The following is a 13,454-nucleotide window of genomic DNA, read 5'->3' as shown; positions in this document are numbered from 1 at the left end:
ACACTGATCAGATACAGACGCGTCCGGGACCGCCGGACCGATCCATCGGGGACGAAACGGCATGGCGACCGAGCATTTCGACGTTCTGATCGTGGGGGCCGGCCTGTCAGGCGTCGGGGCGGGCTATCACCTGCAAACCCACTGCCCGGGCAAGACCTACGCCATCCTCGAAGGCCGTGCGGCCATGGGCGGCACCTGGGACCTGTTCCGCTATCCCGGCATTCGGTCCGACAGCGACATGTACACCCTGGGCTATTCGTTCAAGCCGTGGCGCCAGGCCAAGGCCATCGCCGACGGCCCCTCGATCCTGAACTATGTGCGCGAGACCGCCGCGGAATACGGCATCGACCGCAAGATCCGCTACGGCCACCAGGTCAAACGGGCGTCCTGGTCTTCCGAGACCGCGACCTGGACCGTCGAGGCCGAGCACGACGGCAAGCTGGTCAAGGTCAGCTGCCATTTCCTCTATATGTGCGCCGGCTACTACAACTATGCGGCCGGCTATACGCCCGACTTCGCCGGGGTCGAGACCTTCGGCGGCCGCATCGTCCACCCCCAGCACTGGCCCGCCGATCTCGACTATGCCGGCAAGACGGTCGTGGTGATCGGCAGCGGCGCCACCGCCGTGACCCTGGTGCCGGAAATGGCCAAGACCGCCAGCCACGTCACCATGCTGCAGCGCTCGCCGACCTATGTGGTGTCGCGTCCGGCCGAAGACCCCATCGCCAACTGGCTGCGGGCCAAGCTGCCGGCCATGACCGCCTACGGGATCACGCGCTGGAAGAACGTGCTGATGCAGATGCTGTTCTTCAACATCGCCCGCAAGAAGCCGGAAAAGACCAAGGCGCAGCTGATCGATCTGGTGCGCGGCCATCTGGGGCCGGACTACGACGTCGAGACCCACTTCACCCCGCGCTACAATCCCTGGGACCAGCGCCTGTGCCTGGTGCCCGACGCCGACCTGTTCGACGCGCTCAAGTCGGGCGCCGCCTCGGTGGTCACCGACCATATCGACACCTTCACGAAGACCGGCCTGACCCTGAAGTCCGGCCAGACCCTGGACGCCGATATCGTGGTCACCGCCACCGGCCTGAACATGCAGCTGTTCAGCGGCATGGAGGTGGTGGTCGACGGCCAAGTCGCCGATCTCTCCAAGTCGATGAGCTACAAGGGCATGATGTTCAGCGACGTGCCCAACCTGGCCTCGGCGTTCGGCTACACCAACGCCTCATGGACGCTGAAGGCCGACCTGACCTCGGAATATGTCTGCAAGCTGATCAACCACATGGACCGCCACGGTCTGGCCTATTGCGTCCCGCGCCTGGATGACGCCGGCATGGAGGCCGAACCCTGGCTGGACTTCTCGTCCGGCTACGTCCAGCGGGCGATGGAGAAATTCCCCAAACAGGGCAGCAAGAAGCCGTGGAAGGCCTATCAGAACTACGCCCTGGACCTGATGGCCCTGCGGATGGGCAAGGTGGACGACGGGGCGATGACGTTCAGCAAGAAGAAGGCGAAGGAAGCGGCGTGAGCCCACTCCGGCCCTAGGCCGCCTCGACCGCCCGCTCGCCCAGCACCACCGCGAAACTGCCGGTGAGGATCAGCAGGCCGCCGGCGCACAGGGCCAGGGTCAGGTGGTCGCCGAACAGCATCACGCCGATCACCGCGCCCATCAGCGGCTCGATATTGATGAACACCCCGGCGCTGGCGGCGCCGACGCGGGCCGAACCATATTGCCAGGCGGCGGTGGCCAGCAGGGTGGACAGCACGCCCAGTCCCAGCACCCCGGCCCACGCCGTCGCGCTCAGATCCAGCCGTGGCGGTCCCTGGAAAAAGGCGACGGGCAGGACGGTGATCGCCGCCACGATCATGGTCACCGCCGGAATGGCCATGGCGGACTGGGTCTTGGGCGCGCGACGCATCACGGTCAGCCAGGCCAGAAAGATCAGCAGCGAACCCAGGGACAGGGCCACGCCCAGAGGCGATCCCGCGCCGTCCGGCTTTCCAGCGATCAGGGCCGCGCCCACGGTGGCGGCGATCACGCCCGCCCACGAGGCGCGGCTGACCGGCTCGCCCAGCAGCTTGGCTGTGACCGCGATCAGGGCCGGCATGGCGCCGACCAGCAGCGCCGCCAGGGTGACGCTGACATGGGCCAGCCCCTCGAACTGCACCAGGAACGCCACGCCGTACAGCACCCCGGCCAGCAGGATCACTGGCGAGCGGAACAGCGCCCGCGCCTCGGCCCGCATCAGGGCGAACGGCGCGGCCACGATCGCCGCCACCGCGAACCGCAGCATCACCATGGTGGCGGCGTCGGTCTCGCGCAGCACCAGCTTGCCCAACGGAAAGCCCAGCCCCCAGGAGAGACCTGCGACGACGAGGGCGAGAAGGGCCAGACGGTTCATGGGCGGCTCTTGCCGCATTCAGTGAAGCTTGGCGAGGGGCTTGAAGACTCAGACCTCGTCGTCAAACTCCGCGGCCGGCTCGACGGACTTGGCCGCCGCCGGCGCGCCAGCCTTGCGCTTGACGAACCGCAGGGCGGAGTGGGTCTTGGAGAACGAACAGACCTTGGTGTCGACCAGGCCGTGACCGCGCGCGGCGGCCAGGATCTCGACATCCTTCAGCGGCGCGCCCTTGCCCTTCTGGGCCACGATCCAGATTGCGCCCTTGGGCCCCAGGCCGCCGACCAGGTCTTCCAGCTGATCGAAATCAGCCAGATCCTCGACGCCCAGGAACAGCAGGTCGATGTCCTCGAAGGCCTCGACCGGCTCGACACGGCTCGACAGCTCCTCCAGGAACTCCGGATCGTCCAGACCCTCGACCACCACGGTCTGGCCGGGCTTGACGCCCAGCTTGTCCAGGCGGCCGGGCGGGTTGAGGATGGCGTGCAGCCACTTGTCGGCCTGGCCGGGCGGCAGGGTGAAGCGCGTGCCGTCGCTGAGCACCAGGTCCTCGCCCTCGGCGCGGACGCCCCGCAGGGCGTGGCCCTGATAGATGCCGCGATAGGCCCCGCGGAAGATCAGCTTGGGATGCTCCCACAGAAGCTTGCCCTCGCTCTCGCCGTCCGCGAGTTGGCCCCAGACGCCACTGGCTTCCTTGCCCATCCCTATGCGCCCTTGAACGCGGGCGCGCGCTTTTCGAGAATCGCGTCGACGCCTTCCATATGGTCCTCGGTGTGGTGGGCGATGGCCTGGGCCGCGGCGCTCATCTCCATGATGGTGTCGAAGCTGGCGGTCGTTCCGTGCCGGAGCAGGCTCTTGGCCATGCGCAGGGCGTGGGGCGGCTGGGCGGTGATGCGCGTGGCCAGGGCCAGGGCCTCGTCCATCAGCGTGTCGGCGGGAACGGCCTTGCTGATCAGGCCCCACTCGGCGGCCTTGGCGGCGTCGATGACGTCGCCGGTGAACAGCAGCTCGGCGGCGCGGCTCATGCCGATGGTGCGGGGCATTAGCCAGGCCCCCCCGTCGCCGGGGATCAGACCCAGCTTCAGGAAGGTGACGCCGAACTTGGCGGTGTCGGCCCCGATGCGGATGTCGGTCATGCAGGCCACGTCGCAGCCCAGGCCGATGGCCGCGCCATTGACGGCGGCGATCGCGGGGACTTCCAGGCCATAGATGGCGCGGACGATGCGGTGGATGTTCTTGCGATAGCCGTCGCGGATCTTGACGCCGCTGCCGCCGAACGCGCCCTCGCGGGCCTTCATCGCCTTGACGTCGCCACCGGCCGAGAAGGCCCGGCCCGCGCCGGTCAGGATCACGCAGCGGATATCCTGATCGTCATTGATCGCCTCGCAGGCGGCGGCCACCTGATCGCCGTCGCCGGGCGCCCCCAGGGCGTTCATGGCGTCGGGACGGTTGAGGGTGAGGATGGCGATGTGACCGCGCTTTTCGGTCAGGATCAGGGGGGTGTCTTGCGACATGGGCGGACGCTCCTGCGGGCTTTTTCGCCTGCATAGCGCGGATTGCCCCAGGTCGTCGCCTTAAGAGGGCGTCGCGGGATCGCCGAACCGAAAAGAATCGTCCTCAATTCCGGTACGGTCGTCGGAGCATTTGCTGGCCCGATGCAGCGGCGGCGAATGCTCTACCAACTCGAGATCGCAAGCAATGGTCGGGCGAAGCCTCACCGCTCAAAAATCGCCTGAAAACCGGTGAACGTTACATTGTTTACAATTGGATCGACAAATGGCGGCTGGTTTTCCGCCGAATCTTACGCGAATTGAGTATGTGAGCATCTGCAGCATCACGAAAACGCGACTAGCCTGAGGCAGTATGTCAGCGCTGAAATCATCAGGGGACGAAAAAGAAGGCGGCGGCGAATGACCGTGCACATGAAGACCCGACACGCGCTGATTATCGAGGATGAGATCCTGATCGCCTTCGAAGTGGAGGCCTTGCTGGCTGAACAGGGCTTCACAAGCTTTGACATCGCCGACTGTCCGGAAGACGCCCTCGCCCTGGCCACCGCCCGCCGCCCCGACCTGATCACCGCCGACTACCGCATTATCGGCGGCACGGGCGTCGAGGCTGTCGAAGCCATACACCAGCGCCTGGGGGCGATCCCGGTGGTCTATGTCACCGGCAATTCCGAACTTCTGATGGGTCGCGAGCCGCCGGTGGTGGGCAAGCCGATCTCGCCGATGCGCCTGGCCGAGGCCTGCGCCCGCGCGATCGCGAGCTGACACACCAACCTCTTTCGCCCTCGCGCCCCGCCGCCTAAGCTTGGCGGCGCCAAGCGGAGGGACCGATGACCACGATCGACAACCTGCAAGATCTGGAAGCCCTTTACGACGCCGCGCCGGCAGCCGCGTCGATGGTCAAGGTTTCCGACCACATCACGCCGCACTATCGCGCCCTCATCGAGGCCTCCCCCTTCGTCGCCCTGGCCACGATCGGTCCGGAAGGCCTGGACTGCAGCCCGCGCGGCGACAAGCCCGGCTTCGTCCGGATCGCCGATCCCAGGACCCTGATCCTGCCCGATCGACGCGGCAACAACCGCATCGACAGCCTGCGCAATGTGGTGCGTGACCCGCGCGTGGCGCTGCTGTTCCTGATCCCGGGCTCGGGCACGACCTTCCGGGTCAATGGCCGCGCCGTGATCAGCGCCGATCCGGATCTGCTGGACAGCTTCGCCATCGACGGCAAGGCGCCGCGCACGGCGATGGTGATCACCGTCGAGGAAGCCTATTTCCAGTGCGCGCGGGCCATCGTCCGCTCAGGGCTGTGGAAGGCCGAGAGCCAGGCTGCTGCGGCCAGTTTGCCCACGCCCGGCGCCATCCTGGCGGCGGTCACGGCCGGCGCGGTCGGCGGCGAGTCCTATGACCGCGAGTGGCCCGAACGCGCCGCCAAGACGATGTGGTGAGCGGCGGAGCGGACTTTCTCAGCGTCCGCCCAGGCTCGGAAACGGAAATCAGGCCGTCGCCCGAAGCCTGACATTGACCGCCTGGCCCGCCAGCAGACATCGCGACGGGTCGCGCCGGCTCGCAAACAAGAACGGCCCCGAACTCGCGCTCGGGGCCGCCTCAAAACAGGTGGGCCGCAAGCGCGCCCTAGTCGTCGCGGTGCACGCGTTCGCGGCGCTCGTGACGTTCCTGGGCTTCCAGGCTCAAGGTCGCCGTAGGGCGCGCCTCAAGCCGGGCCAGGCCGATGGGTTCGCCGGTTTCCTCGCAATAGCCGTAGGAACCGTCCTCGACGCGGCGCAGGGCCTGGTCGATCTTGGAGATCAGTTTCCGTTGGCGGTCGCGGGTGCGCAATTCAAGCGCCCGGTCAGTTTCCGAGGACGCGCGATCGGCGAGATCGGCGTGATTCTCGGTTTCCTTCTGGAGGTGAGTGATCGTTTCGCGAGATTCGCGAAGGATCTCCTCCTTCCACTCGTTAAGCTTGCCTTTGAAATACTCAAGCTGCCGTTCATTCATGAACGGCTCGCTATCGGAAGGACGATAGTTACTCGTATCGCCTAGAACAGTGGCCGTTTGCATTAACGCCTCACGCCCCAATGAACTCCGCCTTGGTCAGGCTGGGTGCTTATACCAAAAGAATAGCCGTGTTCAATGAACCTCGCGTGAGTGGCGCGTTCAGGGACGCGCCACTCGCCTGGTTCGCTGTAAATACGACCTGCGACAGATTTACAAACGCAACGGCGCACCGCGCGCAACACCTTGAATTCGCTAAAGGCGTGATCGTGAGCACAAGCCATGATCGCCGCCCGGTGCATCAGGCGCCCCGCGCCTGTTCGAGCTTGGCCTTCTCGACGGCGGCCCGGGTTTCGATCTCGTTGAGCACGCCTTCGAGCCGGGGATCGTCGGTCGATTCGCGTTGCTCACGGATCGCCCGGGTCAGCCGGTCCAGGGTGGCCGTGGACACCTCCCCGTCGAGCAGAGCGATCTTCACCTCGCCCAGAATGTCGAGAAGGCCGTCGGCGCGCTTCACGGCCCGCCTCTTCCGCTCCAGCGGATCGCCCATGGCCTGCAGCGCCAAAAGCGCATCCAGCGAGCCGACGCCCGCAACGCCGCCGGCCTGGGCCACACTGGCCGCGCCGCTGGCCGCGTTGACCGAAGGCAGGGCAAAGCCGCCGCCACCGCCTGATGGCTTGGCCCGTGACGCGCCGCTCGCGCCTACGCCCCCCGTGCTCGAAACCTTCATGACGCACGCGCTCCAATAGACCTTGGGGCGAGTCATTGCCTCGCCACCGCTGCATAATCAACCGGCCCGCTTGCGGTATGGTTAATGCCGGGCAGAATCTGCCGAAGGGCGCCGGCCGGACCGGTCCCGCCGCCGCAACCCCTTATGACTCAAGCCTTTGAGTTTGGCCCACTTCTGGCAAGGGGCGGGCTGGGGACGGTTCCCCAAAGCAGGATAGCCATGTCGCGTTTACGTCTAAGCACCGTTCTCGCCGTCGCCCTGACGGCCTGCGCGCTGATCTCGACCCCGGCTTTCGCCAAGTCGCGGATCAAGGACATCGTCGCCTTCGAGGGCGTGCGCGACAACCAGCTGATCGGTTACGGCATCGTCGTGGGCCTGAACGGTTCGGGCGACAGCCTGCGCAACGCGCCCATGACCAAGCAGAGCCTCGAGGCGATGCTGGAGCGTCAGGGCGTCAATGTCCGCGACGGCAATCTCAACACCAAGAACGTCGCGGCCGTCATGGTCACCGCCAATCTGCCGCCGTTCTCGGCGGCCGGCGCGCGGCTGGATGTCTCGGTCTCCACCCTGGGCGACGCCAAGAGCCTCTTGGGCGGCACCCTGCTGGTCACCGGCCTGCAAGGCGCTGACGGCCAGACCTACGCCGTGGCGCAAGGCAGCGTGCAGACCGGATCGATCTCGGCCGGCGGCGCCTCGGGCAGTTCGGTCACCAAGGGCGTTCCGACCGCGGGCCGGATCGCCGCCGGCGGCATCATCGAAAGGGAAACCGGCTTTCAGATGGTGAATATGGGCGAGCTGCGCATGACCCTGCGCAACCCCGACTTCACCACCTCGCGCCGCATCGCCGACGTGATCAACAGCAAGTTCCCCCACTGCGCCCAGGCCCAGAACCCGACCATCGTCGCCGTTCGTCCCCCGGCCGGCATGGACATGATCAGCTTCATCACCAACATCGAGAACCTGGAAGTCGAGCCCGACGGTCCGGCCAAGGTGATCATCGACGAGGTGGCCGGCGTCATCGTCATGGGCGATGACGTTCGCATCAGCCAGGTGGCCATCGCCCAGGGCAACCTGACCATCTCGGTCCAGGAAAGCCCGGCGGTCAGCCAGCCCGCCCCGTTCAGCCAGGGCCAGACGGCCGTGGTGCCGCAATCAAACGTTACCGTCGACGAGGAGAAGGGCAAGCAACTGATCACCCTCAGCTCCGGCGCGTCGCTCAAGACCCTGGTCGGCGGCCTCAACGCCCTGGGCGTCACACCGCGCGACATGATCTCGATCCTGCAGGCGGTGAAGGCCGCCGGCGCCCTGCAAGCCGAAATCGAGGTGATGTGATGAGCGCCCTCTCCGCCTTCGCCGCGCCGATCGACACGCTGTCGGGCGCCGTCAACGCCACCTCCGCCAAGGATCTGGCCAAGCGCGGCCAGATCAAGGACACGGCCCAGAAGTTCGAGGCCTCGTTCCTGTCGGTGATGATGCAGTCGATGTTCCAGGGCGTGAAAACCTCCGAACCGTTCGGCGGCGGCCAGGCCGAGGAACAGTTCAGATCGCTGCTCACCGAGGCCATGGCCAAGGAAGTCACCCAGGCCGGCGGCATCGGCCTGGCCGGCAGCGTGCAGCGCGAAATGCTCAAGCTTCAAGGATTGAAAGACTAGTCATGGCCCTCGCCGCAACAGATCCCAACGACCGCGTCGACCAACTGGTCATCCTGACCGAGCGCCTGACCGACCTGATCGCCAAGGAGGCCACGGCCTTCGAGACCCGCCGCCCCCAGGACGCCGCGCAATATATCGAGGAGACGGCCAGGCTGGCCAATCTCTACCGCCACGAGTCCACCCGCGTCCGCGCCAATATCGCCCTCATCTCCGGCGCGGATCAGGCCCTGCGCCAGCGGCTGATCCGCGCCACCGAGGCCTTTGACGCCGTCCTCGCCCGCCAGGCCCGCGCCCTGAACGCCGCCAAGACGGTCACCGAAGGTCTGGTCAAGGCCGTGGCCGAAGAGATCGCCGCCCAGCGCGCGCCCGCGGCGGGCTATGGCGCCGGCGCCATGATGAACAATCCGCTGTCCAGCGCCACGGCGATCACGGTGAACAAGAAGGCCTAGCGGGTCGCTTCGATCCAGCGGGCGATCAGACCTGAGATCGCCTCGCGCCTGGCCTCAATCTCGGCCAGATCCTTCAACGTGATCACGCCGCGATCCGGCGCCGGCCACTTGGCCAGCCTGGCGTCGTCGACAAAGTGAAAGCCGGCGGCGTCCAGCGCCTGGGCTCCCCGATGCAGCACGATCCGAAAGCCGCCCTTGGGGTTCAGGTTCAGGGTCACGCGATCCCGGCCCTGATGGGCGAAGCTTGGCGCGTTCCACTTGATCGCCTCGGTCAGACCGGGAGATCCGTTCAACACCAAGGCTCGCAAGGCGTCGACGGCCGTCCGGAGGGCGGGATCCAGAGTGGCGAGGTAGGTTTCAACGGATGGGGCCTTCGTCACGCCTAACCTCATTGCGCCGCTGGTTGACGAGCGACCCTAAAACTGATCGTCAAGACGGCCAAGCCGCCGCCGAAACCCAGGGAGACGCCCGTGCTTGACGAGGCCCTTGTCGCGGAGATCGCCGAGCTCCATTCCGGCCCCGATCGCGGCTATCACGGCTGGAGCCATCCGTTGGCCCTGCTAGGTCTCTTTACCGAGACAGAAGACGCGCTGAACGATCCGCTGGCGGTCTACTGCGCGATACTCCTGCACGACGTCATCTACGAACCGCGCCAGTCGGACAACGAGGCCCGCAGCGCGGCGCTGGCCGCGACAATGCTGACGGGCGTCATTCCGGACGACAGCCTGAGCCGGGTCATCCGCCTGATCGAAGCCACGGCGCGACACGCCATCCCGACAGGCCTGCCGAAAGACGAAACCGCCGACATAGCGCACTTCCTCGACATGGACCTTTCGATCCTCGCAGCGCCCGTCGACATCTTCGACGCCTACGAGGCCGGCGTCCGACACGAGTATCGCGACGTCCCGGAAGACGCCTTCCGCCAGGGCCGCGCCGCGATACTCGAGGGCTTCCTGTCGCGGGAAGCCCTCTACATGTCCGACTGGGGGCGAACGCGCTTCGAGGCCAAGGCTCGCGAGAACCTCAAGCGCTCGATCGCGCAACTCCGAAGCTAGGCGCTAACCGCCGCGCGCTCTTCCAGCACCGGATAATCGGTGTAGCCCTTGCCGTCGCCGCCATAGAAGGTCGTCGAGTCCGGCGCGTTGAGCTCGGCTCCGATGCGTAGGCGCTTCACCAGATCCGGGTTGGCGATGAAGGCCTTGCCAAAGGCGATGGCGTCGTACTGGCCGGTTTCCACGGCGGTCTTGGCTGCCTCGGGTGCGAACTTCTCATTGGCGATATAGACGCCGCCGAAGGCCTTCTTCAGCGTCTCTCCCAGACTGTCGTCGCCCTGATATTCGCGGGCGCAGATGAAGGCCACGCCACGCTTGCCCAGCTCGGCCGCCACATAGCCGAAGGTGGCCGCGAGATCGCTGTCGCCCATGCTGTGGGAGTCGGCGCGCGGCGCCAGGTGCACGCCGACGCGGCCCGGACCAAACACCGAGATCGCCGCGTCGGTGGCTTCCAGCAACAGGCGGGCGCGATTTTCGATCGAACCGCCGTAGTCATCGGTGCGCTGGTTGGAGCCGTCCTGCAGGAACTGGTCGAGCAGATAGCCATTGGCGCCGTGCAGTTCGACGCCGTCAAAGCCGGCCGCCTTGGCGTTTTCCGCGCCCTTGCGGAAGTCCTCGACCACGCCCTTGACCTCTTCGGTGCTCAGGGCGCGCGGCGTGGGATAGGGGCGTTGGGGGCGCAGCAGGCTGACATGGCCCGTCGCGGCGATGGCGCTGGGGCCAACCGGCGTCTCGCCGTTCAGCAGCGACGGATCGGAGATCCGGCCGACATGCCAGATCTGCATGAAGATGCGGCCGCCTTCGGCGTGGACGGCGCGGGTGACCAGCTTCCAGCCCTCCACCTGCTCCTGCGACCAGATGCCGGGCACGCCGGCATAGCCGACGCCCTGGGGCGAGACCGGCACGCCTTCACTGATGATCAGGCCTGCCGTGGCGCGCTGGCGATAATATTCGGCCATGGTCGCATTGGGGATCTGGGTCGGGCCGGCGCGCAGGCGGGTCAGCGGCGCCATGATCACCCGGTTGGGCAGGTCCAGGTCGCCAAGGCGAAGGGGGTCAAAAAGCGTGGGCATGCAAGCCATCCTCGAAGGGGTTCGCCGCGGGGCGGCGCTTGCGTCTGATGTGGCGCCGCGCTGCAGCAAAACAACCGTCAAGGTCTCGCAGTTCCGCTGAAAGCGCCCCGGTCAAAATCTGCGGCCCAGCTCGATCCGCCGCTCCACGCCCACCGCGTCGAGGAAGTCTTCATCGTGGCTGACGACCAGCAGCGCCCCATCGTAACCGACCAGCGCCGCCTCGATGGCGGCGATCGAGGCCAGATCCAGATGGTTGGTCGGCTCGTCCAGGATCAGCAACTGCGGCGGCGCAGCGGCGCACAGCACGCAGGCCAGGGCCGCGCGCAACCGCTCGCCGCCGCTCAGCGTTCCGGCGCGCTGATGGGCGGCCGCGTTGCGAAACAGGAACCGGGCCAGGGCGGCGTGGGCGTCATTGACCGAGGCGTCGGGATTGAGCCGTCGGAAATTCTCCAGGATGGTCTGATCGTCGTCCAGCAACGCCGCCCGCTGATCGAGGAGGGTCGCGGGGACGCCCGGCCGAACCGCGCCGGCCGTGGGCGCCAGATCACCGGTCGCCAGCCGGATCAGGGTGGTCTTGCCCGAGCCGTTGGCCCCGACCGCCGCCACACGCTCGGGGCCGAGGATCTGGAACGACAGATCGCTCAGCACGCTCGCGCCGCCGGGCCAGGTCAGGGACACGGCGTCGAACGCCAGCACGGTCTTGCCCGCCGGCAGGCCGCTGGGCGGCAGGTCGAAGGCCAGAGTCTTGAGCCGCTCGACCCGGGTCTCGGCCTCGGCCTTGGCCGAAGCGGCGTCAGCGGCCAGACGCTGGGCCAGCCTGCCCTCGCGCGCGCCGCTGAGCTCGGCCCGCTGCGCCATCGCCCCCAGCACGATCTTCGGCGCGCCGCCCTTGGCCGCCGCGCGCTTGCCGGCCACGTCGCGACGGTCCTTGCGCTCACGGGCCACCTGGATCTCGCGGGCCACGCGCCGGGTCTCCCGCTCGGCCTGATCCAGATCGCGTTCGGCGGCGGCGGCCTCCTCGGCCTTGCGGGCGACATAGAGGTCATAGCCGCCGCCATAGGACCGCGCGCCCAGCGACGACAGTTCGACGATGCGGTCCATGCCGCGCAGCAGGGCCCGGTCGTGGCTGACCACCACCGCCCCACCCTTCCAGCGCGACAGCACCCGGGCGACCAGGGCGCGAGCCGGAGCGTCCAGATTGTTGGTCGGCTCGTCCAGCAACAGCACGTCGGGCGACGCGATCAGCAGACGGGCCAGTCCGGCGCGGGTCGCCTGGCCGCCCGACAGCGACCGGGCCGGCCGCTCGGGGTCCAGTTCCCCAAGACCGACATCGGCCAGGGCCTGGACGATCCGGCCCGGCAGGTCCCAGTCGGCTTCGGACAGATCGGCTTCATCGCCCTGCCCGGCCTCGATACGGTTCAGGCGGTCCCAGTCCCGCGCGACGCCCAGCAAGGCGGCCAGTCGGTCGTCGGTCGACAGGTCGGGCGTCTGGTCCAGCCAGCCGACCGCGCCGGCGCGGGTCAGGGCTCCGGACGCAGGCGGTTGCAGGCCGGCCAGGATCGCCAGCAGGCTGGACTTGCCCACGCCGTTGCGACCGACCAGGCCGATGCGCTCGGCCCCGATCGACAGGGTCAGGTTTTCGAAGAGGCGGCGGCCGTCAGGCGTGGCGGCGGCGACGGAGTCCAGTGTGATGAAGGCGGACATGGGCGCTCAGGGTCAGGGAAACGGGAAGGGCGAACCGGTCTTCCGTCACGCTGATCATGAGAGCCTCCATCAAGGGTTTGAGGGCCGCGATGTACGCCGCCGAACGGCGTTTCGCAAGTCTGGGTCACCGCAAGGATCGGGTGTCGCCGCGCCTTCGACGGGATCAAACCCGCTCCAGCAAAGGAGTTTCCCATGACCTTCACCGTCTCCAGCCTGCCCCTCGAACCGTTCCAGGCGCTGTTTGATCTGGATGACGCCGCCCTCGCCGCGCGCGGGATGATGCGGGTGGTGGCCGATACCGCCTTTGCCTTCCCGTGCCGCGTCAGTCTGGCCGACGCCGAGCTGGGCGAGCGCCTGATCCTGCTGAACTATGAGCATCAGCCGGCGGCGTCGCCGTTCCGGGCCAGTCACGCCATCTATGTCCGCGAGACCGCGACCCCGGCCACGACGACGGACGAACTGCCGCCCGCCCTGCGCCGCCGCCTTCTCTCACTGCGGGGTTTCGACGATCAGGGTCTGCTGCGCGACGCGGATGTGGTTCAGGGCTCCGAGGCGGGCGCGGTGATCGAAAGGCTGCTGGCCGATCCGGACGTCGCCTATCTGCACGCCCACTACGCCAAGCCCGGCTGCTATGCCGCACGCATCGATCGCGCCTAGTTGGGAACCATCGTGAGGACGACATAGATCAAGGAGCCCACGCCGCAGACAAAGACCCAGAAGTCCTTCTCGGGCGAACGCGGCTTGTGGCCATTGGCGTCGCGAAGCGCCTGCCGGGCCAGGGCCTGTTTGTCGACTTTTCCGGGCTTGGCCGCATTGCTCATCACACTCTCCGTTCCCGCCCATTCAAGGCGAGCGTGCTGAACGGCGAGCTTCGAAGCAGGGTTAAGCG

The 13,454-nt window shown here is 67.3% G+C and carries 18 protein-coding genes; 8 read left to right on the top strand and 10 right to left on the bottom strand.

Annotated elements, in window-relative coordinates; translation table 11 throughout:
* Positions 1-61: 61 nt before the first annotated feature.
* Positions 62-1,531 (top strand): flavin-containing monooxygenase, encoded by a 1,470-nt coding sequence (locus ACW18B_RS08595; protein WP_492051178.1) that lies wholly within the window; start codon positions 62-64, stop codon positions 1,529-1,531.
* A gap of 13 nt (positions 1,532-1,544) precedes the next feature.
* Here ACW18B_RS08595 and ACW18B_RS08590 read toward each other — a convergent pair whose 3' ends face one another.
* From ACW18B_RS08590 to ACW18B_RS08580, 3 genes are read right to left on the bottom strand one after another with little or no spacing between them, the layout of a single operon-like run.
* Positions 1,545-2,405 carry a DMT family transporter gene (locus tag ACW18B_RS08590; RefSeq protein ID WP_492051177.1) on the bottom strand — a complete coding sequence of 287 codons (861 nt, stop codon included), beginning with the start codon at positions 2,403-2,405 and terminating at the stop codon, positions 1,545-1,547.
* A gap of 48 nt (positions 2,406-2,453) precedes the next feature.
* Positions 2,454-3,104 (bottom strand): DUF3052 domain-containing protein, encoded by a 651-nt coding sequence (locus ACW18B_RS08585; RefSeq protein WP_492051176.1) that lies wholly within the window; start codon positions 3,102-3,104, stop codon positions 2,454-2,456.
* A gap of 2 nt (positions 3,105-3,106) precedes the next feature.
* Positions 3,107-3,916, bottom strand: coding sequence for a crotonase/enoyl-CoA hydratase family protein (locus ACW18B_RS08580; protein WP_492051175.1), 810 nt, complete (start codon positions 3,914-3,916; stop codon positions 3,107-3,109).
* Positions 3,917-4,312: 396 nt separating this feature from the next.
* On the opposite strand from ACW18B_RS08580, the gene ACW18B_RS08575 reads away from it, so the two are divergent.
* Positions 4,313-4,675, top strand: coding sequence for a response regulator (locus tag ACW18B_RS08575; RefSeq protein WP_492051174.1), 363 nt, complete (start codon positions 4,313-4,315; stop codon positions 4,673-4,675).
* Positions 4,676-4,740: 65 nt separating this feature from the next.
* On the top strand, positions 4,741-5,355 hold the full coding sequence (locus ACW18B_RS08570; protein WP_492051173.1) for a pyridoxamine 5'-phosphate oxidase family protein: 615 nt from the start codon (positions 4,741-4,743) through the stop codon (positions 5,353-5,355).
* 187 nt (positions 5,356-5,542) lie between these two features.
* On the opposite strand, the gene dksA is transcribed toward ACW18B_RS08570, so the two are convergent.
* A complete protein-coding gene (gene dksA / locus ACW18B_RS08565; RefSeq protein WP_492051172.1) occupies positions 5,543-5,971 on the bottom strand; it encodes an RNA polymerase-binding protein DksA in 429 nt (142 codons plus the stop codon).
* A 235-nt stretch (positions 5,972-6,206) separates the two neighbouring features.
* Positions 6,207-6,635 carry a flagellar assembly regulator FliX gene (gene fliX, locus ACW18B_RS08560; RefSeq protein WP_492051171.1) on the bottom strand — a complete coding sequence of 143 codons (429 nt, stop codon included), beginning with the start codon at positions 6,633-6,635 and terminating at the stop codon, positions 6,207-6,209.
* A gap of 219 nt (positions 6,636-6,854) precedes the next feature.
* Here fliX and ACW18B_RS08555 point away from each other — a divergent pair, with 219 nt between their 5' ends.
* From ACW18B_RS08555 to ACW18B_RS08545, 3 genes are read left to right on the top strand one after another with little or no spacing between them, the layout of a single operon-like run.
* The gene (locus tag ACW18B_RS08555) at positions 6,855-7,967 is read left to right on the top strand and encodes a flagellar basal body P-ring protein FlgI (RefSeq protein WP_492051170.1); all 1,113 of its coding nucleotides are present in this window, start codon (positions 6,855-6,857) and stop codon (positions 7,965-7,967) included.
* Complete coding sequence (locus tag ACW18B_RS08550) at positions 7,967-8,287, top strand: rod-binding protein (RefSeq protein ID WP_492051169.1); 321 nt, start codon at positions 7,967-7,969, stop codon at positions 8,285-8,287. Before ACW18B_RS08555 ends, ACW18B_RS08550 begins: the two co-directional genes overlap by 1 nt.
* Before the next feature lie 2 nt (positions 8,288-8,289).
* Positions 8,290-8,736, top strand: a complete 447-nt coding sequence (locus ACW18B_RS08545) for a flagellar basal body protein (protein WP_492051168.1) — start codon at positions 8,290-8,292, stop codon at positions 8,734-8,736.
* Here the strand turns inward: ACW18B_RS08545 and ACW18B_RS08540 are convergent.
* Entirely contained in the window at positions 8,733-9,116 is a 384-nt protein-coding gene (locus tag ACW18B_RS08540; protein ID WP_492051166.1) for a DUF1801 domain-containing protein, read from the bottom strand. The two genes, ACW18B_RS08545 and ACW18B_RS08540, sit on opposite strands and share 4 nt — an antisense overlap.
* A gap of 90 nt (positions 9,117-9,206) precedes the next feature.
* Here ACW18B_RS08540 and ACW18B_RS08535 point away from each other — a divergent pair, with 90 nt between their 5' ends.
* A complete protein-coding gene (locus ACW18B_RS08535; RefSeq protein ID WP_492051165.1) occupies positions 9,207-9,791 on the top strand; it encodes an HD domain-containing protein in 585 nt (194 codons plus the stop codon).
* Here the strand turns inward: ACW18B_RS08535 and ACW18B_RS08530 are convergent.
* From ACW18B_RS08530 to ACW18B_RS08520, 3 genes are all read right to left on the bottom strand, one after another.
* Complete coding sequence (locus ACW18B_RS08530; RefSeq protein ID WP_492051163.1) at positions 9,788-10,861, bottom strand: alkene reductase; 1,074 nt, start codon at positions 10,859-10,861, stop codon at positions 9,788-9,790. The two genes, ACW18B_RS08535 and ACW18B_RS08530, sit on opposite strands and share 4 nt — an antisense overlap.
* Before the next feature lie 111 nt (positions 10,862-10,972).
* A complete protein-coding gene (locus tag ACW18B_RS08525; RefSeq protein ID WP_492051161.1) occupies positions 10,973-12,565 on the bottom strand; it encodes an ABC-F family ATP-binding cassette domain-containing protein in 1,593 nt (530 codons plus the stop codon).
* A complete protein-coding gene (locus ACW18B_RS08520) occupies positions 12,519-12,635 on the bottom strand; it encodes a hypothetical protein (RefSeq protein ID WP_492051159.1) in 117 nt (38 codons plus the stop codon). Before ACW18B_RS08520 ends, ACW18B_RS08525 begins: the two co-directional genes overlap by 47 nt.
* Positions 12,636-12,757: 122 nt before the next feature.
* On the opposite strand from ACW18B_RS08520, the gene ACW18B_RS08515 reads away from it, so the two are divergent.
* On the top strand, positions 12,758-13,222 hold the full coding sequence (locus tag ACW18B_RS08515) for a DUF1203 domain-containing protein (protein WP_492051158.1): 465 nt from the start codon (positions 12,758-12,760) through the stop codon (positions 13,220-13,222).
* Here ACW18B_RS08515 and ACW18B_RS08510 read toward each other — a convergent pair.
* Positions 13,219-13,386: a hypothetical protein gene (locus ACW18B_RS08510; RefSeq protein ID WP_492051156.1), complete on the bottom strand. Its 168-nt coding sequence runs from the start codon at positions 13,384-13,386 to the stop codon at positions 13,219-13,221. The two genes, ACW18B_RS08515 and ACW18B_RS08510, sit on opposite strands and share 4 nt — an antisense overlap.
* Positions 13,387-13,454 lie beyond the last annotated feature (68 nt).

Source organism: Caulobacter sp. FV2ps19 (genome assembly GCF_058681035.1).
The sequence above is the reverse complement of the archived record's forward strand: the minus strand, read 5'-3'. Positions and strand labels throughout refer to the sequence as shown.